The sequence below is a fragment of the Micromonospora sp. WMMD998 genome (genome assembly GCF_029581235.1).
Classification (GTDB): domain Bacteria; phylum Actinomycetota; class Actinomycetes; order Mycobacteriales; family Micromonosporaceae; genus Micromonospora.
In genome coordinates this window covers 2,547,011-2,569,691 of the sequence record NZ_CP120740.1, presented here as the reverse complement: position 1 = coordinate 2,569,691, position 22,681 = coordinate 2,547,011, and the positions used below count along the sequence as shown (strand labels likewise).

At 73.4% G+C, this 22,681-nt stretch carries 20 protein-coding genes; 9 read left to right on the top strand and 11 right to left on the bottom strand.

Features of this window, described 5'->3' with window-relative positions; translation table 11 throughout:
• Positions 1-220: 220 nt before the first annotated feature.
• The 3 genes from O7619_RS12150 to ligD form a co-directional block, all read right to left on the bottom strand.
• Positions 221-679, bottom strand: coding sequence for a peptidoglycan-binding domain-containing protein (locus tag O7619_RS12150; protein ID WP_282287720.1), 459 nt, complete (start codon positions 677-679; stop codon positions 221-223).
• Positions 680-809: 130 nt separating this feature from the next.
• Positions 810-3,047: a tetratricopeptide repeat protein gene (locus tag O7619_RS12145; RefSeq protein ID WP_282287719.1), complete on the bottom strand. Its 2,238-nt coding sequence runs from the start codon at positions 3,045-3,047 to the stop codon at positions 810-812.
• Positions 3,048-3,125: 78 nt separating this feature from the next.
• A complete protein-coding gene (gene ligD, locus O7619_RS12140) occupies positions 3,126-4,157 on the bottom strand; it encodes a non-homologous end-joining DNA ligase (protein WP_282287718.1) in 1,032 nt (343 codons plus the stop codon).
• Positions 4,158-4,204: 47 nt separating this feature from the next.
• On the opposite strand from ligD, the gene msrB reads away from it, so the two are divergent.
• Entirely contained in the window at positions 4,205-4,612 is a 408-nt protein-coding gene (gene msrB / locus O7619_RS12135) for a peptide-methionine (R)-S-oxide reductase MsrB (protein WP_282287716.1), read from the top strand.
• Here msrB and O7619_RS12130 read toward each other — a convergent pair.
• On the bottom strand, positions 4,609-4,884 hold the full coding sequence (locus O7619_RS12130; RefSeq protein WP_282287714.1) for an isoamylase early set domain-containing protein: 276 nt from the start codon (positions 4,882-4,884) through the stop codon (positions 4,609-4,611). The genes msrB and O7619_RS12130 overlap by 4 nt on opposite strands.
• 160 nt (positions 4,885-5,044) lie before the next feature.
• Here O7619_RS12130 and O7619_RS12125 point away from each other — a divergent pair, with 160 nt between their 5' ends.
• The 3 genes from O7619_RS12125 to O7619_RS12115 all read left to right on the top strand — a co-directional run bounded on the left by O7619_RS12125 (position 5,045) and on the right by O7619_RS12115 (position 7,180).
• Positions 5,045-5,305 (top strand): Prokaryotic metallothionein, encoded by a 261-nt coding sequence (locus tag O7619_RS12125; RefSeq protein WP_282287712.1) that lies wholly within the window; start codon positions 5,045-5,047, stop codon positions 5,303-5,305.
• A gap of 194 nt (positions 5,306-5,499) precedes the next feature.
• A complete protein-coding gene (locus O7619_RS12120; RefSeq protein ID WP_282287710.1) occupies positions 5,500-5,940 on the top strand; it encodes a GNAT family N-acetyltransferase in 441 nt (146 codons plus the stop codon).
• Between the two features lie 109 nt (positions 5,941-6,049).
• Entirely contained in the window at positions 6,050-7,180 is a 1,131-nt protein-coding gene (locus O7619_RS12115) for a lytic polysaccharide monooxygenase (RefSeq protein ID WP_282287708.1), read from the top strand.
• Between the two features lie 99 nt (positions 7,181-7,279).
• Here O7619_RS12115 and hemQ read toward each other — a convergent pair whose 3' ends face one another.
• Genes hemQ through hemE form a run of 3 tightly spaced genes read right to left on the bottom strand, consistent with a single transcriptional unit; the run spans position 7,280 to position 10,487 of the window.
• Positions 7,280-7,981 carry a hydrogen peroxide-dependent heme synthase gene (gene hemQ / locus O7619_RS12110; RefSeq protein WP_282287707.1) on the bottom strand — a complete coding sequence of 234 codons (702 nt, stop codon included), beginning with the start codon at positions 7,979-7,981 and terminating at the stop codon, positions 7,280-7,282.
• The gene (gene hemG, locus O7619_RS12105) at positions 7,978-9,387 is read right to left on the bottom strand and encodes a protoporphyrinogen oxidase (RefSeq protein WP_282287706.1); all 1,410 of its coding nucleotides are present in this window, start codon (positions 9,385-9,387) and stop codon (positions 7,978-7,980) included. Before hemG ends, hemQ begins: the two co-directional genes overlap by 4 nt.
• An 8-nt stretch (positions 9,388-9,395) precedes the next feature.
• Positions 9,396-10,487 (bottom strand): uroporphyrinogen decarboxylase, encoded by a 1,092-nt coding sequence (gene hemE / locus O7619_RS12100; protein WP_282287705.1) that lies wholly within the window; start codon positions 10,485-10,487, stop codon positions 9,396-9,398.
• Positions 10,488-10,669: 182 nt separating this feature from the next.
• On the opposite strand from hemE, the gene O7619_RS12095 reads away from it, so the two are divergent.
• Positions 10,670-11,242 carry a DUF3000 domain-containing protein gene (locus O7619_RS12095; RefSeq protein ID WP_282287704.1) on the top strand — a complete coding sequence of 191 codons (573 nt, stop codon included), beginning with the start codon at positions 10,670-10,672 and terminating at the stop codon, positions 11,240-11,242.
• A 155-nt stretch (positions 11,243-11,397) separates the two neighbouring features.
• On the opposite strand, the gene O7619_RS12090 is transcribed toward O7619_RS12095, so the two are convergent.
• Positions 11,398-12,249 (bottom strand): hypothetical protein, encoded by an 852-nt coding sequence (locus tag O7619_RS12090; protein WP_282287703.1) that lies wholly within the window; start codon positions 12,247-12,249, stop codon positions 11,398-11,400.
• 56 nt (positions 12,250-12,305) lie between these two features.
• On the bottom strand, positions 12,306-13,793 hold the full coding sequence (locus tag O7619_RS12085) for a trypsin-like peptidase domain-containing protein (RefSeq protein ID WP_282287702.1): 1,488 nt from the start codon (positions 13,791-13,793) through the stop codon (positions 12,306-12,308).
• 233 nt (positions 13,794-14,026) lie between these two features.
• On the opposite strand from O7619_RS12085, the gene O7619_RS12080 reads away from it, so the two are divergent.
• The 4 genes from O7619_RS12080 (at position 14,027) to O7619_RS12065 (ending at position 19,566) form a co-directional block, all read left to right on the top strand.
• Positions 14,027-15,343, top strand: coding sequence for a ribonuclease D (locus O7619_RS12080; RefSeq protein ID WP_282287701.1), 1,317 nt, complete (start codon positions 14,027-14,029; stop codon positions 15,341-15,343).
• A 102-nt stretch (positions 15,344-15,445) separates the two neighbouring features.
• Positions 15,446-16,639: an acetyl-CoA C-acyltransferase gene (locus tag O7619_RS12075; RefSeq protein WP_282287699.1), complete on the top strand. Its 1,194-nt coding sequence runs from the start codon at positions 15,446-15,448 to the stop codon at positions 16,637-16,639.
• Positions 16,636-18,693 (top strand): 3-hydroxyacyl-CoA dehydrogenase NAD-binding domain-containing protein, encoded by a 2,058-nt coding sequence (locus tag O7619_RS12070; protein ID WP_282287697.1) that lies wholly within the window; start codon positions 16,636-16,638, stop codon positions 18,691-18,693. The genes O7619_RS12075 and O7619_RS12070 overlap by 4 nt, the downstream gene beginning before the upstream one ends.
• 168 nt (positions 18,694-18,861) lie before the next feature.
• Positions 18,862-19,566 carry a hypothetical protein gene (locus O7619_RS12065; protein ID WP_282287695.1) on the top strand — a complete coding sequence of 235 codons (705 nt, stop codon included), beginning with the start codon at positions 18,862-18,864 and terminating at the stop codon, positions 19,564-19,566.
• Positions 19,567-19,622: 56 nt separating this feature from the next.
• On the opposite strand, the gene O7619_RS12060 is transcribed toward O7619_RS12065, so the two are convergent.
• Both O7619_RS12060 and O7619_RS12055 read right to left on the bottom strand, forming a co-directional pair.
• Positions 19,623-20,009 carry a VOC family protein gene (locus O7619_RS12060; protein ID WP_282287693.1) on the bottom strand — a complete coding sequence of 129 codons (387 nt, stop codon included), beginning with the start codon at positions 20,007-20,009 and terminating at the stop codon, positions 19,623-19,625.
• A 119-nt stretch (positions 20,010-20,128) separates the two neighbouring features.
• A complete protein-coding gene (locus O7619_RS12055) occupies positions 20,129-22,666 on the bottom strand; it encodes a malectin domain-containing carbohydrate-binding protein (RefSeq protein ID WP_282287691.1) in 2,538 nt (845 codons plus the stop codon).
• Positions 22,667-22,681: the final 15 nt, after the last annotated feature.

Sequence of the window (22,681 nt, the reverse complement as noted above, 5' to 3'; positions counted from 1 at the left end):
GGTGGGCCGATGACCAGGAAGACCCACCAGGCTCGGGAAAAGGTTCGCGCCCGTTACATGATCGTTACCCCATCCCACCCGCCTGCACCCCAGCCAGGCGTCCATCCGCACGCTCCTCACCGCCGCCTGGTCCGGGAAGTGCGGAGACAGGGCGACCGCCCCGGCCGGAGCCGGGGCGGTCGGTTGCGGGGCACCCCCCGTCGATGTGTCCCGCGCGTACTCAGTGGTTGTTGTTGAGCCAGATGCAGGAGTTGTCGCTGCCGGTCCACCGCCAGCACATGTGGTCGCGGGTCTGCGGCCCGTACTCGCCGTCGGCGGAGATGCCGAGGTCGGACTGGACGCTGCGCAACGCGCTCTGGGTGTAACCGCCGAAGTCGTTGTCGACTCCGCTGGGGCCGAGATTCCGGCTGTAGATGCCCTGCAACGTCCGCTGCAGCTCACCGACGCCGGAGTTGTGGTCGCCGCGGGTCAGCAGGCAGTTGAAGCTGAAGGTGTTGGTGATGTACGCCGGGATCCAGGCCGTGGCGCCCCGCGCCCCGGACCAGGTGGAGGTGTAGACGCCCGCACCGTTGCAGTGCGGCAGGGCGGCCTGGGCGGGCGACGAGACGGCGACCGCGCCGCCGGCGGTCGTGACCGTGAGCGCGAGGGTGAGGCCGAGGCGGACGAGACGTCGGAGCATGGGAACCCCCTGGTCGAGGTGACGGTCGCGCCTGCGATGCTGCGGCGCGCGCCTTGTCACCCCATCGTTTCGTTCGCCACCGGGCCCGGACAGGAGCCGGACCGGAGATTGGCCGGCACTTCGGGCCCCTTCAGCGCAGGGTGGCGAGTTTGGCGTCGATCCCGGTGGTGTCGGGCACGTCCAGCGACGCGACGATGTCCCGCGCCCGCTGCCACACCCGCCGGGCCGACGCGGGGTCGCCGGCGGCCACGTGCGCGTCGCCGAGGCTCACCAGCGCGTCCGCTTCCAACCGCCGGTGGCCGATCTCGCGGCGCAGGCGGACCGCGTGCTCGTAGCAGTCGACCGCCGCGACGAACCCGTCGAGCTGGAGGTGGGCCTGCCCGAGGCTGGCCCAGGTGATGGCCTGGCCCAACACGTTGTCGACCGACGTGAACAGGGCCAGGGCCTGTGCACAGCTCTCGATCGCGGCACGGTGGTCACCGAGCTGGCCGTGCGACCAGCCGACCGCGTTGAGCGCGAACGCCTGGCCGGTGACGTGCCCGGCCTGCCGGTGCAGGCGCAGCGCCTCCCGGGCGTGGGCCAGCGCCTGCTCGGGCTGGCCGGTCCGGTCGCTGATCCATCCCAGGTTGAGTTCGACCCGGGCCTGCCCGGCGAGGTCACCCAGCCGCCGGTACCCGTCGTACGCCTGCGCCAGGTGGTGCCGCGCGTCGTCGTACCGGCCCAGTGAGATGCCGGCGAAGCCGAGCACCCCGTGGGCGTACGCCTCGATCTGGTCGTCGCCCAGCCGGACGGCCGCCGACAACGCCGCCCGCAGGCTGCTGGTCCAGTCCTCCCAGTAGCCGCGCTGGTTGAGGTAGGTGGTGATCGCCCAGGCGAGGTGGGCCGTGTGCCGGTCGAAGCCGTGGCTGCTCGCCAGCCCCAGGACCGGGAGCAACACCTGGCGTTCCTCGGTGAACCACCACATGGCCTGGTCGCGATCGGCCAGGGGCACCGGTGCGACCCCGGGCCCCGGCGGGTCGATCGGCAGCCGGTCCCGCTGCGGATAGACCAGTTCGTCGGCGAGGTACGCGACGGACAGGTAGTGGTCGAGCAACCGGGCACGGGCCGCCTGCCGATCCGCCTCGCCGTCCTCGGCCGCCGTCAGCTCCGCGGCGTACGCGCGGAGCAGATCGTGGTAGGTGAACCGCCCGGGACGGTGTTCGCCGAGCAGGTGGGCCCGGGTCAGCTCGGCCAGGTGGCGACGGACCTGGGCGGGCGCGACCCCGGCGAGGCTGGCCGCCGCCGCAACGGCGAAGTCCGGGCCCGGATGGACGCTCAGCAGTCGGAACAGGCGGGCGGTGCCCGGGTCGAGGGTCCGGTACGACCAGGACATGACCAGCCGCAGGTCGGTGACGGGTTCGCCACCGTCGAAGGCGTCCAGGCGCCCGGACACCGGGCGCAGGTCGGCCGCCAGCTCCGACAGGCGGAAACCGGTGTTGATGGCGGCCCGGGCGGCCACGACGGACAGCGCCAGCGGCAATCCGGCGGCGGCGAGGACGATGGCGTCGACGGCCTCGGGCTCGGCGGTCACCCGCCGCGTGCCGATGCGCCGGCTCAGCAGTTCGCGGGATTCGTCCGCCGACATGACGTCCAGGGTGATCGGGTGGGCGCCGTTGACACTGACCAGGCCCGGGAGTTGGGCACGACTGGTGACGAGCACGAAGCAGCCCGGCGCGCCCGGCAGCAGCGGGCGGACCTGGTCGGCGTCACCGGCGTTGTCCAGGACGACGAGTATCCGCCGGCCGCTGAGCAGGCTGCGGTAGCGGCCGACCTGTTCCTCCAGGCCGGTGGGCGGGCGGTCCCCCGCTCCGGCGAGAGCGTTGAGGAACCCGGCGAGCGCCGTGCTCGGGCCGACCGGGGTGCCGCCCGGGTCGAAGCCACGCAGGTTGACGTAGAGCTGGCCGTCGGGGAAGAGCGGGGCGACGCGGTGCGCCCAGTGCACCGCGAGCGCGGTCTTGCCGACCCCGGCGGTGCCGGAGACGATCGCGAGGCCCATCGCGGTGGGCTGCTCCGCCGTCCCGGCCAGGATCTCGTCGAGGCGGGCCTGCGCGCCGGCCCGGCCGACGAAGCCGAACCCGTCCGCCGGCAGTTGTGCGGGCACGCCGCCCAGGGGGGCCGGCGTCGGCGCCCCGGCGAGGAACCGGTCCCGTTCCGGCCCGTGCAGGGCGAAGGCGTCGGCCAGCAACAGCATGGTCACGGGTCGCGGGCGCGCGATCCGGCCCGCCTCCAGGTCTCGCAGGTGCCGGACCGACAGCCCCGTCCGGGCGGCCAGATCCTCCTGCGTCAGCGCGCCGCGCCGGCGAAGCTCCCGTAGCGCGTCGGAGAACACGCGGCACAGGGTATCGACGGCGGTCGGTGCGGGCAGTCGGGCATGCGACGCGTCGTCGCACGTGACGGTGCCGACCGCTCAGGCGTCTCGCGGGCGGTCGCGGTCCTTGGAGGGCTGCACCCGCTTCGGCTCGCCCGGCATCTTCGGGTATTCCGGCGGGTAGGGCAGGTCGCCGAGGCCGTCGGCGGCGTCCCGCTCGGCCCACTCCAGCAGCGGCGTGATGTCCCACGGGGCGTCGTCGATCGCGGCGTGCGGGTCGCCCCGCTCGGCGAACCGGGCCGGCACCGTGCCCAGGTGGAAGTCGTCCGGGTCGACCCGGGGCAGCTCGTCCCAGTCGACCGGGGTGGAGACGGTGGCGCGCGGGTTGGCCCGCAGCGACCAGGCGCAGGCGATGGTGCGGTCCCGCGCCGTCTGGTTGAAGTCGACGAAGACCCGACGCCCCCGCTCCTCCTTCCACCAGGCGGTGGTGACCAACTCGGGCCGGCGCCGCTCCAGCGCCCGGGCCAGCGCGATGGTGGCCCGGCGCACCTCGACGAACGTCCAGCGCGGCTGGATCCGCAGGTAGACGTGCACGCCCCGGCCGCCGGAGGTCTTCGGCCAGCCGGGCACGCCCAGCTCGTCCAGCAGCCCGCGCAGCTCGCCGGCGGCGGTCGCCGCGTCGGCGAAGTCGGTGCCGGGCTGCGGGTCGAGGTCGACGCGCAGCTCGTCCGGGCGGTCGGTGTCGGCGGCGCGCACCGGCCACGGGTGGAAGACCACGGTGCCCATCTGCGCCGCCCAGGCCACGTGGGCCAGGTCGGCCGGGCACAGCTCGTGCGCCTTCCGGCCGCTGGGGAAGCTGATCTCCGCGGTCTGGACCCACGGGGGTACGCCACGCGCCGGCACCCGTTTCTGGAAGAACATCTCCCCCTCGATGCCCTCGGGGAAGCGTTGCAGGGTGGTCGGCCGGTCCCGCAGGGCGCGGGTGATCCCCTCGCCCACCGCGAGGTAGTAACGGAACACGTCCGCCTTCGTGAAGCCGCGCTGCGGGAAGATCACTCGATCCGGGCTGCTGAGCCGCACGGCCCGCCCGGCGACCTCGATCTCCTCGACGGCGCTTCTGCTGCCCGCCATCAGGCGACCATATGCGATCCCCCCGACACCCGACGTACCGTGGAGGGGTGAGTCTTTCCGACAACGAACTGCCCCGCACCGAGGACGAGTGGCGGGTCCGGCTGAGCCCCGAGGAGTTCCGGGTGCTCCGCGAGGCCGGCACCGAGGCGCCCTGGACCGGCGAGTACGTCGACACCAAGACCCCCGGCGTCTACCACTGCCGGGCCTGCGGGTTGGAGCTGTTCCGCAGCGACGCCAAGTTCGACTCGCACTGCGGCTGGCCCAGCTTCGACGACGCCATCCCGGGCGCGGTCAAGGAGATCCCCGACAACACGCTCGGCATGCGGCGTACGGAGATCCGCTGCGCGCGCTGCGACAGCCACCTCGGGCACGTGTTCGAGGGTGAGGGGTTCACCCCGAAGGACACCCGGCACTGCGTCAACTCGATCTCCGTGCGGCTGGAGCCGAGCGCCTAGAGGCGCAGCAGGCCGCCGGTCTCGTCGACGTGGTCGGCGGCCTCGTCGTCGAGCCACAGGCCGCCGGTGGCGAGGTAACGGAAACGATGGTCGCCCGGGCCGAGCCGGACGGTCACGGTCCGGGTGCCGTCGCGACGCGGCACCAGCTCGTGCCGGCCGGGCTCCCATCCGTTGAAGCAGCCGACCACGCTGACCGTGCCGGCCGGCACGTCCCGGGGCAGGCAGAAGGTCACCCGGGTCTGGGTGCCGAAGAGCTTGTTGCGCTTGATCACGGATCCTCCGGGGGTTGCTCGGCGGGTCGTCACCAGGGTCAACGCGCGACACGCCGGGAGCGACTCGCCGTCGGGCCGGACCAGGTTCGCCGGTTTCGGTTGCTCCCGCGTGTCCGCTGCCCGACCCTGGGATGACGGGTCCGTTTTCGGGGGGTTTCCTATGGCTACCTGTGAAGTTTGCGGCAACGACTACTGGCTGGCGTTCGAGATACGCACGGTGGACGGCGCCCGGCACACGTTCGACTGCTTCGAGTGCGCGGTGCACAAGATGGCACCGGTCTGCGAGCACTGCCAGATCAAGATCGTCGGGCACGGGGTGGAGGTGTCCGGCCGCTTCTTCTGCTGCGCCCACTGCGCCCGCGCGGTCGAGGGCGACCAGGGCGCCGAGATCCGCGACGCGGTCGGCGCCCGCCCGGCCTGACCAACGCCGCTCCGCCCGCGGTGGTGGTTTCGCCGACTTGATCCACTCCACTCCGCCGAGGTGGCGGCATCCCACCGCGCTCGATGCCGCCATCACCCCGAACTGGCGTGGATCAAGCGGGGCGGGCAGCCGAGCCGAGCGGGCTCGGTCCCACCGGTGGCGGCCACCCGGCGGTCACGGCCTAGCCTTGCCGGATGCCCGTCGAGTCCCACCTGGCCGGTTTCGCCGACCTGGACGCCCGCACCTTCCACGACCTGCTCCGGCTGCGCATCGACGTGTTCGTGGTGGAGCAGTCCTGCCCGTACCCGGAACTCGACGGCCGGGACGTCGAGCCCGGCACCCGCCACCTGTGGCTGACCCGCGACGGCGCCGTCGTGGCGTACCTGCGGATCCTGGCCGACCCCGACGGCGTGGCGCGGATCGGCCGGGTGGTGGTGGCGCCGGCGGACCGCGGCGCGGGCCTGGCCGGCGCGCTGATGGCCGAGGCGCTGGCCGCGGTCGGCGACCGGCCGTGCGTGCTGGACGCGCAGACCCACCTGGTGGGTTTCTACGCCGGTCACGGCTTCACGGTGAGCGGCCCCGGCTACCTGGATGACGGCATCCCGCACACGCCGATGCGCCGGAAGCCCAACTAATTGACGTTTGTCGCTTTATATGGCAGCGTGCGGACCGAGCCGCCACGCGGGAGAGGGCAACTCCCGACAGTCCGGGCGTCGTGCACCGACCCCCACCCGGAGGCTTCACATGTCCACTCCGTACCGCCGTCGGATCCCGCTCGGCGCGGCGATCCTCGGCGTCTGCGCGGTCGTCGCCGCGCTGCTCACCACCGCGTTCTCCGGCCCGGCCTCGGCGCACGGGTCCGTGATCGACCCGGCCTCGCGCAACTACAGCTGCTGGCAGCGTTGGGGCGCCGACTTCCAGAACCCGGCGATGGCCACCCAGGACCCGATGTGCTGGCAGGCCTGGCAGGCGGACCCCTCCGCCATGTGGAACTGGAACGCCCTGTTCCGCGAGGGCGTCGCCGGCAACCACCAGGGCGCCATCCCGGACGGCCAACTGTGCAGCGCCGGGCACACCTCCGCCGGCCGCTACAACGCGCTCGACACGGTCGGCGCCTGGAAGACCACGCCGATCTCCACCAACTTCAAGATCAAGCTGGCCGACCAGGCCAGCCACGGCGCCGACTACATCCGGGTGTACGTGACCAAGCAGGGCTTCAACGCGCTGACCACCCCGCTGCGCTGGAGTGACCTGGAGCAGGTCGGCCAGATCGGCAACACCCCGGCCAGCCAGTGGACGCCGGAGGCGTCGGGCGTGTCGATCCAGGTGCCGGCGAGCGCGCCGGGCCGCACCGGCCGGCACATCGTCTACACCATCTGGCAGGCCAGCCACCTGGACCAGTCCTACTACCTGTGCAGCGACGTGGACTTCGGTGGCAGCGGCCCGTCGCCGACCGCGTCCCCGACCACCTCCCCGACGACGTCGCCGACGACCAGCCCGACCACGTCGCCCACCACCAGCCCCACCGTGTCGCCCACCAGCGGCCCGACGACGCCGAACCCGGCCGGCGGCTGCACCGCGACCTACCAGATCACCGGCCAGTGGAGCGGCGGCTTCCAGGCCGAGGTGAAGGTGACGAACGGCAGCGGCTCCCCGATCCGCGGCTGGTCGGTGAGCTGGAACTACCAGAACGGCCAGCGGGTCAGCTCGGCGTGGAACGCCACGGTGAGCACGAGCGGAACGCTCGTCACCGCACGCAACGTCGCCTACAACGGGGCGTTGTCGCCGGGCGCGAGCACGTCCTTCGGCTTCACCGGCACGTCGACCGGAACGAACCCGGTGCCCGGCATCCTCTCCTGCACCACCACCGCCTGACCCACCCCTCCCGCCGGTTAGGCGGGGGCCCCGCTTAACGACCGCGTGTTAAGCGGGGCCCCCGCCTCTACCAAAAGCGTTAAGCGGGGCCCCCGCCTTTCACACCAGGCAGGTGACGATGTCGGCGATGGGGCGGCGGCGGCCGGTGTAGAAGGGGACCTCCTCGCGGACGTGCCGGCGGGCGCCGGAGGCACGCAGGTCGCGCATCAGGTCGACGATCCGGTGCAGCTCGTCGGCCTCGAACGCCAGCATCCACTCGTAGTCGCCGAGCGCGAACGAGGCGACCGTGTTGGCCCGCACGTCCGGATAGCCCCGCGCCATCTTCCCGTGCTCGGCCAGCAGCTCCCGCCGCTCGGCGTCCGGCAGCAGATACCACTCGTACGAGCGGACGAACGGGTAGACGCAGAGGTAGCCGCGCGGCTGTTCGTCGGCCAGGAACGCCGGGATGTGACTGCGGTTGAACTCCGCCGGCCGGTGCAGCGCCATCTGCGACCAGACCGGGGTGAGCGCCCGACCCAACGTGGTCCGGCGGAACCGCAGGTACGCGTCCTGGAGCGCGTCGCTCGACGACGAGTGCCACCAGATCATCAGGTCGGCGTCGGCGCGCAGCCCGGCCACGTCGTACGTGCCCCGGACGGTCACGTCCTTGCCGGCCAGCTCCGCGAAGAGCGACTCGACCTCCTGGCCGACGTTGTCCCGCAGCGACGGCAGCGGGCTGGTGGCCCGGTACACCGACCACATGGTGTAGCGGATGGTCTCGTTGAGTTCCCGCAGCCGCGCCGCGTTGGTCTGCTCGGTCATGCCGCCGATCCTCCCAGTGCCGTGATGATCTCTTCGGCCGCCGTCTCGCCGGAGCGGACGCAGACCGGTATGCCGACGCCGTCGTAACCGGCCCCGGCCAGCGCCAGCGTCGGGTGGGCGGCGCGCAACGCCGTCCGGGCCGCCGCCACCCGGTCGGCATGCCCCGGCCGGTACTGCGGCAACGCGCCACCCCACCGTTGCACGTGCCGGGCCACCGGTGCGGGCAGCGCCGGGCCCAGCACCGCCGACAGCTCCCGGTGCACGGTGGCGGCCAGGTCGTCGTCGGTGAGCTGGAGCGAGGTCTCGTCGCCGTACCGGCCGACCGAGGCGCGGACCAGCGCGATCCCGTCGGCCCGGCGCAGGTGTCCCCACTTGGTGGTGAAGAACGTGGCCGCCTTGATCAGCAGGCCCTCGCCGGCCGGCACCAGGAAACCGGACAGCTCCGGCAGCTCCGGCCCGGGCAGGGCGAGCGTGACGAGCGCGACGCTCGCGTAGTCGAGCACGCCCACCGTCTCCGCCACCTCGGGCGCTTCGCCGGTGAGCAGCCGGGCCGCCGGCCGGGCCGGCACCGCCAGCAGCACCGCGTCGGCGTCGACGTGCTCGGGGTCGCGGGTGGGGCCGACGGTGAGCCGCCAACCGGCCGGGGTGCGGCGCAGTTCGCGGACCGCCGCGTCCCGCCGGATCGTCGCCCCGCTCTCCCGCGCCGCCGCGTCGACGAGCGTGGTCAGCCCGCCGGCCAGGGTGCCGAAGACCGGGGCGCCGGGCGCGCGCGGCGCGGCGGCCTGCGCGGCGCGTACCGCACCGACGAGCGTGTGCTCGGCGCGGGCCGCGCGGGCCAGCGCCGGCATGGTGGTGACCAGGGAGAGGTCGTCGGCCCGGCCGGCGTACACGCCGCCGAGCATCGGGTCGACAAGCCGGTCCACCACGGCGTCACCGAACCGCTCCCGGACCAGCCGGCCGACCGCGAGGTCCTCGCCGGGGGCCAGCAGCGGGCGGCCCGCGTCCCGGTCGGCGTCCGCCGCCGGCCGCGCCACCGCCGCCACCTTCGCCAGATCCCCGGGTACGCCGACGAGCGTGCCGCCCGGCACCTGGCGCAACCCGCCGTCGACCAGCAGGGCGGCCTGCCCGACGCTCGGGTGCACGATCCGCTCGCCCAGGTCGAGCCGGCGCGCGAGGGTCACCACCGCCGACTCCCCGCCGGCCGGGTCGCGCATCAGGAACGACTCGGCCCCGAACTCGACCGGGCCGCCGGCCAGCGCACCGGTGCGCAGCTTGCCACCGAGCCGGCCGGACTGCTCGTACACGGTGATCTCGGTGCCGGCGGGCGCGCGGTCGCGCAACCGGAGCGCGGCGGCCAACCCGGTGATCCCGCCACCGACGACCGCCACCCGCCACGGACGCGCCACGACGCCCCCTAGCGGGCCGGGCGCGCGGACAGCTCGTGCACCAGCGCGACCACCCGGGTCAGCACGTCGGGGTCGGTCTCCGGCAGGACGCCGTGACCGAGGTTGAACACGTGGCCGGGCGCGGCCCGGCCCTGCTCGACGACGCGCCGCACCTCGGCCTCCACCACCGGCCCGGGGGCGAGCAGCACGGTCGGGTCGAGGTTGCCCTGCACCGCCTTGTCCGGCCCGATCCGGCCGGTGGCCACGTCGAGCGGCGTACGCCAGTCGACGCCGACCACGTCGGCGCCGGCCTCGCCCATCGCGGTGAGCAGCTCGCCGGTGCCCACCCCGAAGTGGATACGCGGCACGCCGGCGTCAACCAGCCCGCCGAGCACGTACGACGAGTGGGGCAGCACGAAACGGCGGTAGTCGGCCTCGGAGAGCGCGCCGGCCCACGAGTCGAAGAGCTGCACCGCGGAGACGCCCGCGTCGATCTGCACCCGCAGGAACGACAGCGTGACCTCGGCCAGCCGGGCGCAGAGCGCGTGCCACAGCTCCTCGTCGCCGTACATCAGCGCCTTGGTCCGCGCGTGGGTCCGCGACGGCCCGCCCTCGACCAGATAGCTGGCCAGCGTGAACGGAGCGCCCGCGAAGCCGATCAGCGGGGTGTCGCCCAGCTCGGCGACGAGCAGCCGGACCGCCTCGTCCACGTAGGACACCTCGTCGCGGCCGATCAGGGCGATCCGCTCCACGTCGGCGGCGGTACGCACCGGCTCGGCCACCACCGGCCCGGTGCCGGGCACGATGTCCAGGTCGATCCCGGCGGCGGCCACCGGCACCACGATGTCGCTGAACAGGATCGCCGCGTCCACCCCGTGCCGGCGGACCGGCTGGAGGGTGATCTCGGTGACCAGCTCGGGGCGGCGGCACGACTCCAGCATCGGCACGCTGGCCCGGATCTCCCGGTATTCCGGCAGCGACCGGCCGGCCTGGCGCATGAACCAGACCGGGGTGTGCGGTACCGGCTCACGCCGGCAGGCACGCACGAACGGCGAGTCGGCCGGCCCGCCGCGGCGGGGTTCTCCGTCTCGGGCGACAGTGCCCGTGGTGTCGGTGGTCATCGCGGCAATCGTGCCACGCCCCCCGCCGGCGCCCGCGCCCACCGCCCGCATTTGTGACGGAGAAGGAGGGGCCCCCGGTTAACGCCTTTGGTATAGGAGGGGCCCCCGCTTAACACCCGCGCCGGCGACGCGCCCGGCGCGCCGTCACCCACGGCGCGCCGGAGGCGGCATAGGCTGCCGGCATGGCCCCCCCGATCGCGCTTCCGGAAACGTTCGCTCGCGCGGTCGCGGGGTTGCGATCGGTCACACCTCGGCCGGAGATCGAGCTGGAGGAGGTCGGCGCGCCACAGCGGCTGGCCCCGTACGCGTTCGCCCTGTCCGCCGCGGTCATGCGCGACGACGACGAGGTGGCCACCGGCCGGCTGATCCTGCTGCACGACCCGGCCGGGCACGAGGCCTGGCAGGGCACCCTGCGGCTGGTCACCTACGTGACCGCCGAGCTGGAGGTCGACCTGGCCAGCGATCCGCTGTTGCCGGGCGTGGGCTGGACCTGGCTGACCGACGCGCTTGACGCGCAGGGCGCCGGGCACCGGGCGATCGGCGGCACCGTCACCCAGACCCTCTCCACCCGGTTCGGCGAGCTGGCCGGGCCACCCGCCGCCGGTGACATCGAGATCCGCGCCTCCTGGACGCCGCTGCGGGCGGACCTGGGCCCGCACCTGCTCGGCTGGTGCACGCTGCTGGCCTCGACGGCCGGCCTGCCGCCGCCCGGCGTCACCGCGTTGCCCACCCGCCGTTCCGCCGGCGCCGCCTGACCGACCCCACCCGACCACCCCCGCCCCACCCACCCCCATTCCCGCCCGACAGCCTGGCGATCATGAGGCTGACGGCCGTTCCGGAGATCCAGATCGCCGTCAACCTCATGATCGACCGAGGTCGGGGATCACGGAGGGGGATCAGGGGGTCGGGGTCAGAGGTAGTTCTCGGCCTCGTCGCAGACCTTGTCGAGGCCCTTGTTGGCTTCCTCGAAGGCCGCCTTGTCGCCGCGCGACGCCGCCGCGAGAGCCGTGGTCAACTTGTTCAGGCAGTCCCCGATGACCTTCTTCTGCCGGGCCTGCTCGTCCCGGTCGTTCTTGGTGCCGGTCAGGTCCTGCTCGGTGTCGGCCAGCCGCTCCTGGACCGTCTTCATCTCGCCCTTGAGCCTGTCGATCTCCCGCTGGTTCGCCGATATCGTGCCGTCGCGCTGGCTGACCTGCTGTTCCGCCTTGGTCAACTTGCTGTTGGTGGTGACGTAGAGGGTGGTCATCACACCGCCGAGGACGAGGAGCAGCCCGGCGACCAGACCGAGGACCAGCGTGGTCCGTCCCCGCCCGCCGCCGGCCGGCGCACCCGCCGGCGGACCGTACGGACCCGCCGGTCCGTACGGGGGTACGGCGCCGGGCGGCCCGGACATGGGCTGCGGTTCGTAACCGGGGCCGGAACCGGGCGGGGCCGACATCGGCTGCGGGTAGCCGGCGCCGGAAACCGGGGGTACGGGGACCGGTGGCGCCGGCATCGGCTGTGCCGGCGCGGGGAACGGGGCCGCGCCGTAGCTCCCCGATCCGGGCCCGCCCGGCGCGTAGCCGCCCGCCCCGGGCCCACCCGGCGCATAGCCGCCCGAGCCGGACGCGCCCGGCGCGTACTGGCCGGGCACGTGCTGCTGGGGTCGAGCGGGTTCGGCCTGGGCCGGGCCGTACGGCGGGGGCGTGGGCCGGTTGCCGTAGACCGTGCCGCCCGGCGGCTGGGGCGGCTGACCATCCGCGCCGGTCGGTGGCTGGGTCATGTCGTTCCTCCAGATGTGCTGGTCCCCGTGGGGGCGGGCCGAGGTCGAGCCACCGATCAGCAGAGCTTGAACCGGTCGCAGGCGGTCTTGATCGGCACCGCCAGGCCGATGCCCTCGGCGTCGCGGGCCTTGGCCGTGGCGATGCCGACGACCTCCTTCGACCCGTTGATCACCGGGCCGCCGGAGTTGCCGGGATTGATCGGCGCGTCGAACTGGATCACCGGGCCGGAACCTCCCTCGTCCGGCCGGAAGGCGCTCACCACACCCGTGGTCACGCTGTCCTGGAGCCCGAGCGGGGCGCCGACCACCACGATCTGCTGGCCGGACTTGACCGGCGCACGCGCCGCGACCAGCCCGCTGAACTTCGCGGTGGTGCGCAGCCGCGCCAGGTCCTTGTCCTTGTCGGTGTCGATGATGGTCGCCTCGAACCGCTGGTCGGTGCGCTCCAGGAACACCTTGCGCTCGCCCGCGGCGAAGACCGACTCCACCACGTGGAAGTTGGTGAGCAGCGTGGTGCCCCCGCCGGCCGGGGCCTTGCCGACGGCGAACGCCGTACCGGTGAACTGGCCGGCCCGCACCCGGAACACGCTCGGTAGCACCGCGCTCGCCACCGCCTCCGGGTTGAAGGCGGCGCCGGCCTGCTTCTCCAGGCTCCCGGCGCGCTGTTCCAGCCCGTCGAGCCGGCGGGCGTCCACGCCCTGGGCCTCCGCGGCCCGCCGGTCGGCGGCGGCGAGTCGGTCGTCGAGCCGGTGGATCTGGTACGCCTGCACGCCCGTGATCACCGCCAGCACGCCGGCCAGCGCCAGCGCCACCAGCGGCAGCGCGCCCCGACGCCGGGGCCGCTCGGGATGACCGGCGAGCGGGGGTACGCCGAACCCGGGTTGCCCGGGACCGCCGGCCGGTTGGCCCGGGTAGGCGGGGCCGGAGATCGGCGACCCGGGGTACGGTGCTCCGGCGGCCGGCCGCTCCGGGTACGGGGGCGCCGGCTGGGCCGGGTACGACACCCCGGCGGACTGCCCCGGACGCGCGGGTCCGGAATTCGGCCGGGTCGGATACGCCGGACCCGGGTACGCAATCGTCGACCCCGAGGACGAAGACGCCGGCCCCGAGGTCGGCTGGGCCGGATACGCCGGCCCCGAGGACGGATAGGCCGCGCCCGAGGCGGGCTGCGACGGATAGGCCGGACCTGAGGACGGATAGGCCGGACCCGAGGACGGGTACGCCGGGCCCGAGGCGGGCTGCGACCCCGCACCAGGGGACGGTTGGGTCGGAACGACAGGCGATGCCCCGCGGGCTCCGCCGACCGGCGGACCGGCGTGGTCGGCCGGGGCGGGATAGGTCGTGCCGGGACCCCGGTGACCGGCGCCGAAGGTCGGCTGGGCGGTCGACGCGGTCGCGCCCGCACCGGACGGCGGTCGCCCCGGATAGCCGCCGCCCCACGCGGAGCCGGGCGGCACGATGCGTGGCGGGAGCGGCCCCGGCCGCTCCGCGCCGTCGCCGTCCTGCTCCGGCACGCCGTCGCCGGTTCCGTACCCGCCTGCCATGATCGCCCGTCCTCCCCGCCGGCTCCGCCGACGTCCGACCGCTGTCCCGGCCGCCCCCACGCTGCTCACGGCTCGATGGACCGTACCGGCGGGAACAGGGTTTGTCTTCCCCGTTGTCCGACCCTGTCACCCATGCGCAACCCGTCACGTTCCGGACAACCGACGGACATCCGTTCGACACGCGCCGGACCCGGCTGCGCGCGCCGCGTCGTCGGGCCTACTAGGGTTGTCAGGTGACCGACGAACCACCCCTGCGCCGTCGGGCCGCTGAAAGCCGTACGGGAGAGGTGTCTCCGCATCCGTCGTCGGCCCTGCCGGAGCCGGCGGACGCGGGGACCGATACCGACCCGGGCGCAGCCGTCCCGCTGACCGCTCCGCGCGATGGCACCCCCGTGCCGGTGGCCACCTCGACCGAGCTGGACGAGGTGGTGGCCCGCTTCGCGGCCGGCACCGGCCCGGTGGCCCTGGACGCCGAGCGCGCCTCCGGCTACCGCTACAGCCAGCGGGCCTATCTGGTGCAGCTACGCCGGGCGGGCGCCGGCACCGCGCTTGTCGATCCGCTGCCGCTGCCGGACCTGTCCGCCCTGGACGCGGCGATCGCCGAGGCCGAGTGGGTGCTGCACGCCGCCAGTCAGGACCTCGCCTGCCTGGCCGAGCTGGGGTTGCGTCCGCGCCGGCTGTTCGACACCGAACTGGCCGCCCGGCTGGCCGGGTTCGACCGGGTCGGCCTGGCCGCGCTGACCGAACATCTGCTCGGCTTCAGCCTGGAGAAGCACCACTCCGCGGCGGACTGGTCCAGCCGGCCGCTGCCGGAGTCCTGGTTGACGTACGCAGCACTGGACGTGGAACTCCTGGTCGACCTGCGCGACGTGCTGGACGCCGAACTCGACCGGCAGGGCAAGTCGGGCTGGGCGGCGGAGGAGTTCGCCGCGCTGGTGCGCAACGGCGCCCGTCCGCCCCGGGTCCGGGCCGAGCCGTGGCGACGGACGTCCGGGATCCATCGGGTACGCGGTGCGCGCGCCCAGGCCCGGGTCCGTTCCCTCTGGTACGCCCGGGACCAGATCGCGTCCCGGCGGGACGCCGCTCCGGGCCGGGTGCTGCCGGACTCGGCCATCGTGGCGGCGGCCGAGCTGGATCCGAAGGACGAGAAGGCCCTGCTGACCCTGCCCGGGTTCGGTGGTCGATCGGTGCGCCGGCTGGCGCGTACCTGGTTGGCGGCGTTGGACGACGCACGCCAGCTTCCGGACGACGCGCTGCCGGTGAGCCCGACGGTGGAGGGCCCGCCACCGCCGCACCGGTGGGCGGAGCGCGACCCGGTGGCGGCGGGCCGGCTGGCCCGCTGCCGGGAGGTGGTGGTCGGCATTGCCACGGCGCACCGGCTGCCGGCGGAGAACCTGATCACGCCGGACTCGATCCGCCGGGTGGCCTGGCAGCCGCCGGAGGAGATCACCGACGACACCGTCGCGGAGGCGCTGCGCACCCTGGGCGCCCGCGAGTGGCAGATCACCCTGCTCCTGCCCGCGCTCACCGGGGCCCTGCGCACCCCCTGATCGCGGGCGTGGGTGTGGGGTGGGCCACACCGGGAGTGGTGACGCCATTGGTTACTGGCGAGTAGCATCCGGGGAAATGGCAAGTGCCGAGGGAGGCTCCAAGTGCCCCGAGAAGTTCGAGATGTCGTCTTCGTCGACGGCGTCCGTACCCCGTTCGGCAAGGCGGGTGGGATGTACGGCAACACCCGCGCCGACGACCTGGTGATCCGCTGCATCCGTGAGCTGATGCGCCGCAACCCGCAGCTGCCGCCGGAGAAGGTGGAGGAGGTGGCCATCGCCGCCACCACCCAGATCGGCGACCAGGGCCTGACCATCGGCCGCACCGCCGCCCTGCTGGCCGGCCTGCCCAAGACGGTGCCCGGCTTCGCCATCGACCGGATGTGTGCCGGCGCGATGACCGCCGTCACCACCGTCGCCTCCGGGATCGCCGTGGGCGCGTACGACGTGGCGATCGCCGGCGGCGTCGAGCACATGGGCCGCCACCCGATGGGCGAGGGCGTCGACCCCAACCCGCGGATCGTCGCGGAGAAGCTTGTCGACCCGTCCGCCCTGGTGATGGGCGCCACCGCGGAGAACCTGCACGACCGGGTCCCGCGCGTCACCAAGGAGCGCACCGACGCGTTCGCGCTCGCCTCGCAGCAGAAGACCGCCAAGGCGTACGCCGACGGCAAGCTCCAGGGCGACCTGGTGCCGGTCGCGGTGCGCGACGACGAGGGCGGCTGGGGCCTGGCCACCGTGGACGAGGCGCCGCGGGACACCTCGATGGAGAAGCTGGCCGGGCTGAAGACGCCGTTCCGCCCGCACGGCAAGGTCACCGCGGGCAACGCCGCCGGCCTGAACGACGGCGCCACCGCCGCGCTGCTGGTCGCCGAGGAGACCGCCCGCGAGTTGGGCCTGCCGGTCGGCATGCGACTGGTGTCGTACGGCTTCGTCGGCGTCGAGCCCGAGGTGATGGGTGTCGGCCCGATCCCCTCCACCGAGAAGGCGCTGCGCATCGCCGGCCTGAGCATCGACGACATCGGCCTGTTCGAGCTGAACGAGGCGTTCGCGGTGCAGGTGCTCGCGTTCCTCGACCACTTCGGCATCGCCGACGACGACCCCCGGGTCAACGCCTGGGGCGGCGCGATCGCCATCGGTCACCCGCTCGCGTCCTCCGGCGTCCGGCTGATGACCCAGCTCGCCCGGCAGTTCGCCGAGCACCCCGAGGTCCGCTACGGCCTCACCGCCATGTGCGTCGGCATCGGCATGGGCGGCACGGTCATCTGGGAGAACCCGCACTGGGAGGGCGACAAGTGAAGGCACCGAACGAGGTCGTCACCAGGGCGCTGCTGCGTCAGGTGACCGTGCCGGGGCTGGACCGGCCCGCCGCCCTCATCACCCTGGACAACGGCTTCGACCACACCAAGCCGAACACCTTCGGTCCGGACGGCCTGACCAGCCTGGACGAGGCGATCACCGCCGCGCTGGCGGCGAACCCGGCGTTCGTCGCGGTCACCGGCAAGCCGTACGTCTTCTGCGTGGGCGCGGACATCGTCGGCCTGCCGGCGCTGGCGGACCGCGAGCAGGCGCTGGAGATCGGCCGGCTCGGCCACCGGGTCTTCGCCCGGCTCAGGGACAGCGACGTGCCGACCTTCGCGTTCGTCAACGGCGCGGCCATGGGCGGCGGCCTGGAGCTGGCCCTGCACTGCCACTACCGGACGCTCTCCGCCGGCGCGGCGGCCCTGGCGCTGCCCGAGGTCTCGCTCGGCCTGGTGCCCGGCTGGGGCGGCACCCAGCTCCTGCCGAACCTGATCGGCATCCCGGCCGCCACCCAGGTGATCCTGCAGAACCCCCTGATGCAGAACAAGATGCTCAAGCCGAAGCAGGCGGCCGAGATGGGCATCGCGGACGTGCTGCTGGAGCCGGCCGACTTCCTGGAGCGGTCCTTCGAGTGGGCCGCCGGCGTGGTCCGGGGCGAGGTCACGGTGACCCGGCCCGAGGTCGACAAGGACATGTGGGCGGGCGTGCTCTACTTCGCCCGGCAGACCCTCGACCAGCGGCTGCACGGCGCGGTCCCGGCCGCGTACAAGGCGTTGGACCTGCTGGAGACCGCGAAGGACGCGGACTTCGCGGCCGGCACCGCGGCCGAGGACGAGGCGCTTGCCGACCTGGTCTTCTCCGAGGAGCTGCGCAGCGGTTTGTACGCCTTCGACCTGGTGCAGCGGCGGGCCAAGCGCCCGGCCGGCGCGCCGGACAAGGGCCTGGCCCGGCCGGTCACCAAGGTCGGCATCGTCGGCGCCGGCCTGATGGCCAGCCAGCTCGCGCTGCTGTTCGCCCGCCGTCTCCAGGTGCCGGTCGTGATGACCGACCTCGACCAGGCGCGGGTGGACAAGGGCGTGGCCTACGTGCACACCCAGATCGAGAAGGCCGTCAGCAGGGGCCGGATGGACAAGGGCACCGCCGCCAAGCTGTACGGCCTGGTCAGTGGCTCGGTCGACAAGTCCGTGTTCGCGGACGCCGACTTCGTCATCGAGGCGGTCTTCGAGGACCTGTCGGTCAAGAAGCAGGTCTGGGCCGAGCTGGAGAAGATCGTCAAGCCGGAGGCGGTGCTCGCCACCAACACCAGCTCGCTGTCGATCACCGAGATGGCGGCCGACCTGGAGCACCCGGAACGGGTCGTCGGCTTCCACTTCTTCAACCCGGTCGCGGTGCTGCCGCTGCTGGAGATCGTCCGCGGCGAGCGGACCGACGACGCCACGCTCGCCACCGCGTTCGCGGTCGGCAAGCAGCTCAAGAAGTCGTCAGTGCTGGTGAAGGACGCCCCGGCCTTCGTGGTCAACCGGCTGCTGACCCGCTTCCTCGGCGCCGTCTTCGCCGCCGTCGACGCCGGCACGCCGCTGGACGTGGCGAACAGCGCGCTCGACCCGCTGGGCCTGCCGATGCGCCCGCTCGCGTTGCTCCAACTCGTCGGGCCGGCCGTGGCGTACCACGTGGGTGGCACCCTGCACGAGGCGTTCCCGGACCGGTTCGACGTCAGCGAGAACCTCAAGCGGATCGCCGACTCCGGCCAGCCGATCGTGGTCGACGACCAGATCAACGACGAGGTCGCGAAACTGCTCGTGGTCGGCGACCAGCCGCTCACCGGCGAGCAGGTCCGGCAGAACGCGCTCGACGCGCTGGCCGAGGAGATCCGGCTCATGCTCGACGAGGGTGTCGTCGCCGAGGCGCAGGACATCGACCTGTGCATGATCCTCGGCGCGGGCTGGCCGTTCCACCTGGGCGGCGTCACGCCGTACCTCGATCGGACCGGCACGTCCGAGCGGGTGACCGGCCGGCGGTTCCTGCCGCGCGGCATGGCCAGCCTGCGCTGACCCGATCCGCGACCGATCGCGGTGGCCGGGCCGTCCGGAACGGACGTGCGGCCACCGCGATCGGCGTTCCGGGCCCGGCCCGATCACACCGGTCCCGGGCGGACGGCGGGTCGTCGGCGGCCGTGGCTACCATCACGCGCGTCCAGCCTTCTCACAGGAGCCGCCTTCATGTCCCAGCCGCCGTTCAACCCCTACCCCGGCACCCACCCCCCGCCGCCGCAGCAGCAGCCCGGCGGGTACCCGCCGCCGCAGCCGCCGTACGGCGGTGACCAGCTCGGCGCCCCGCCGAAGAAGAAGTTCGGGGCCGGCAAGATCCTGCTGATCGTCCTGGCGGCCGTCCTGGTGCTCTGCCTCGGCGGCGGCCTCGTCTTCTGGCTCGCCGCCGGCGACGAGGTCAAGGACGTCGTCGCCGCCACCAGGACCCGCGTCGTCGAGCCCACGACGCTCGGTGGCCGGCCGAAGGTCAGCGAGCCGCAGCTCCAGTCCCTCGCGTCGCAGATGAAGACCGACCTGAGCAAGGACGTGCCGAACGCGACGAGCACGGCGGGCGCCTTCTACGGCGACCCGGCGAAGAAGGACCTGGTCATGATCGTCGGTGTCTCCGGCGTCATCGCCGACCCGAAGAAGGAGATGGCGGACGCCATCACCGCGATCACCCCCGAGCTGGGCGCCAAGGAGTTCAAGGCGGTCGACGCCGGGCCGCTCGGCGGCGACGCCGAGTGCGGCGACGGCAAGGCGCAGGACATCCCGGTGGGCGTCTGCGTCTGGGCCGACAAGGGCAGCCTCGGCATGGTGGTGGCCTATTTCAAATCCGCGACCGAGCTCCAGTCCGAGTTCGTCGACCTGCGCGGTGAGGTCGAGACGAAGGACTGACCCCGCTCGGAACGCCGGGCCCCCGCCGTCGGCGGGGGCCCGGCGCCGTTTCCGGATCAGGCCGACGCGGCGCGTTCCGCCTCGCCGCGGCAGACGCAGAACTCGTTGCCCTCCGGGTCGGCGAGCACCACCCAGCCGGTGCCGTCCGGCCGGCGCCGGTCGGCGACCACCGTGGCGCCGAGGTCACGCAGTCGCGCGACCTCGGAGTCCCGGGTGCCCTCGGCCGGCTGCAGGTCGAGGTGGAACGCGCCCTTGCCGTGCCGCTCGCCCACCTCGACGAAGAGCAGGTCGGGGCCGTGCCCGCCGGGCGAGACGAGGACGGCCTCCGGGTCACCGGGGTGGTCGTCCTCGTGCCGTTCGCGGTCGAGCACCCGGCCCCACCATCCGGCCAGGGCGTACGGGTCGTCGGATTCGACTGTCACGCAGTGGATCTGTGCACTCACGGTGCTTCCTCCGGTTCGGGTGCGCCCCGCCGGAGTGAGACGGTCAGCGGGGAACGCGGGTGTTAAGAAGGGGCCCCGCCTCTACCGAAAACGTTAAGAAGGGGCCCCTCCTTACATCCTCACGGGGCGAGGAATACCGCCTTCGCGCGCCAGTCGACGCCGTCGACGGCCGGGCCGCTGCGCACCGTGAACGTGGCGGTCGGGGCGCCGTCGGCCCAGGTGGTGGCCGACAGGTCACCGGTGTTCCGGTTGACCTTGTAGAGGGTGTCGCCGGCGACGAAGACCGCGCCGGCGTCGGCGAGACCGCCCGACCCGGACACCGTGAACCGGTCCGCGCCGACCGTGCCGCTGTCCGGTGTGAACCAGCGCCAGAACAGGCCGTTCTGCCCGGTGAGCGTGTAGTAGAGCCGCCCGCCGGTGTGGAACATCCCGGTCACGTTGGGGATCTCGGTGTAGAAGCTGCTGTTCACCCCGGCGTACGTCTGCCCGGTCGGGCCGGAGTCGGTTTCCACCGTGTCCCAGTAGGCGTCGTGGTAGGGGTCGACCAGGGCGGGGGTGCCGAACGTGGTGCCGTCGAACGTCCGCCGCCACAGCGCGCCGTTCATCCCGTAGAACAGCGTGCCGCCGACCCAGAACGCGCCCTTCGCCGTGGACCAGGGGGTGTCGTCGGGGTTCGCCACCGGGCTCGCCGCGCCGACCGTGGTCGCCCCGTCGTACGACCGGGCCTGCACCTCGTCGCCGGTGCCGGGGGGCGGCGGGCCGGTCTTGACGATCTCGATGCCGTTGACGAGCGGGTTCTCCGTCACGTGACGGAACTCCAGGTCGATGGCACCGTCGCTGACCACGGTGAACTCCCGCATGGTGCCCACGTTGTGCCCGGGGTCGACGGCCAGGTCCAGGTCGTCGAGGACGGTGGTCCCTTCCAGCGCCACGTCGAAGACGCGCTTACCGGCGGTGGCGGTGCCGTCGTACCGGTTGGCCAGGTAGAGCCGCACCTGCACCTCGGTCCCGGTGGGCACCGGGAACTGCCAGGTCATCTCCGGCGCGCCGGCCCCGTCGTACCGTTCGGTGCTGTAGAGGGCGGCCGGCGTGCCGGTCGGCACGGTCGCGTCCAGGGCGCCGACCGCGCTGAAGCTCGACGCGGAGCTGCCGCTGTTGTGGTACGGGCTGGGGTTGCCGCCGTCGTCGGCCGCCCAGTCCGGCCCGTCGGTGGCGACGACCGCCGGACCGCCGGCGTTGATCCGGTAGAGCACGTTCGTCGGCTTGGGCACGCCGGCCTGGTAGACCGTGCCGGGCAGGGTCGCCGACGTGGTCGGGTGCGGGGCCGTGCCGCCGGCCAGCGGGAAGAACGCGATCCGCTCCCGCCGGTACTGGAAGTTGCCGATGAACGGGGTGTCCCCGCCGACCCAGAGCCCGGACGGGGTGACGAGCATCTCGGAGGCGCCGATGCCGCGCGGGTGCCGGCCCGGGTTCCAGGACAGCGGCAGGCCGGTACGCGGGTCGAGCGCGGCGATGCTGGGCCGGCCGACCGCGCCGGCCCGGGCGTTGTCGCCGCCGGTGCTGTTGTTGAGCCAGCGGAAGTGGCCGCCGACGTAGACCGCCTGCTCGCTGATGGCGACCGACAGGAACGTGTCGCCGCCGGTGTAGTCGATCCAGGTCGGTTGCCGGTCCGCGCCGGTGGTGCCGGCTTCCCAACGGGCCGCCGCGTCGCAGAGCGTGCCGCCGTACGGCGAACCGGTGGTGACCACCACGAAGTAGCTGCTGTCCGGGGCGTACGCGATGTCCCGCATGTAGGAGTCGAACGCCTGCCACTTGCAGCGCGGCGTGTATCGGCTGGTGTTCCAGTCGGCCACGGTGGCGGCGGTGGCGCCCAGGTCCAGTTGGACGATCTGGTCGTGCAGCACCCCGTCGGCCATCTTGAAGTTGCCGATCACGACGAGCCGCGTGCCGTCCGGGGCGACGGCCATCTTCTCCACGCCGACGCCGGCGTTGGATCCGCTGACCCCGTCGTAGTTGTGGTGTTCGGTGAGGGCGGTGGTGAGGTAGTCGTCCACCGCGCCGGTGGTGGCGTTGAGCGAGGCCAGCCCGCCGCGCGGGTTGGGGTTGCCGGCGGCGGTGAAGATGCCGCCGACCAGCAGCCGGTCACCGACCAGGGCGATGTCGTTGACCAGTCCGTTGAACGGCGGCGGCGTGAAGCCGGTGACCAGCGCCCCGGTGGCGACGTCGAGCAGCGCCACCTTGCGCCGGGTCACCCCGTTGACGGTGTTGAACTTCCCGGCGACGAAGACCGTGCCGGGGGTCGGGCCGGCGACGACGGCGTACACCTCGTTGTCGACCGACGGCGCGAACGCGGTATCGACGGTGCCGGTGGCCTTGTCGAAGGCGAGCAGGTAGTTACGGGTGATGTCAACGTCGGAGTCGCGGTTCTGCACCGTGCTGAACGAACCGGCTACGATGATCTTCGTGCCGGCGTCGTGGATCGCGTCGACGGTGCCGTCCGTGATGTCGGGCGAGGTGGTGGCGGGGGTGTCCCGGACCACTGTGGCGTGGTCGGGCGCGGCGCCGGCGGGCGCGGCCGGCGCCAGGCCGGCCACGGTGAGCGCGACGGCGGCGAGGGCCGCGAGGGCGCGGCGGCGCGGGGCCGAGGGGTGGGTCACGGGCAGCTCCGTAGG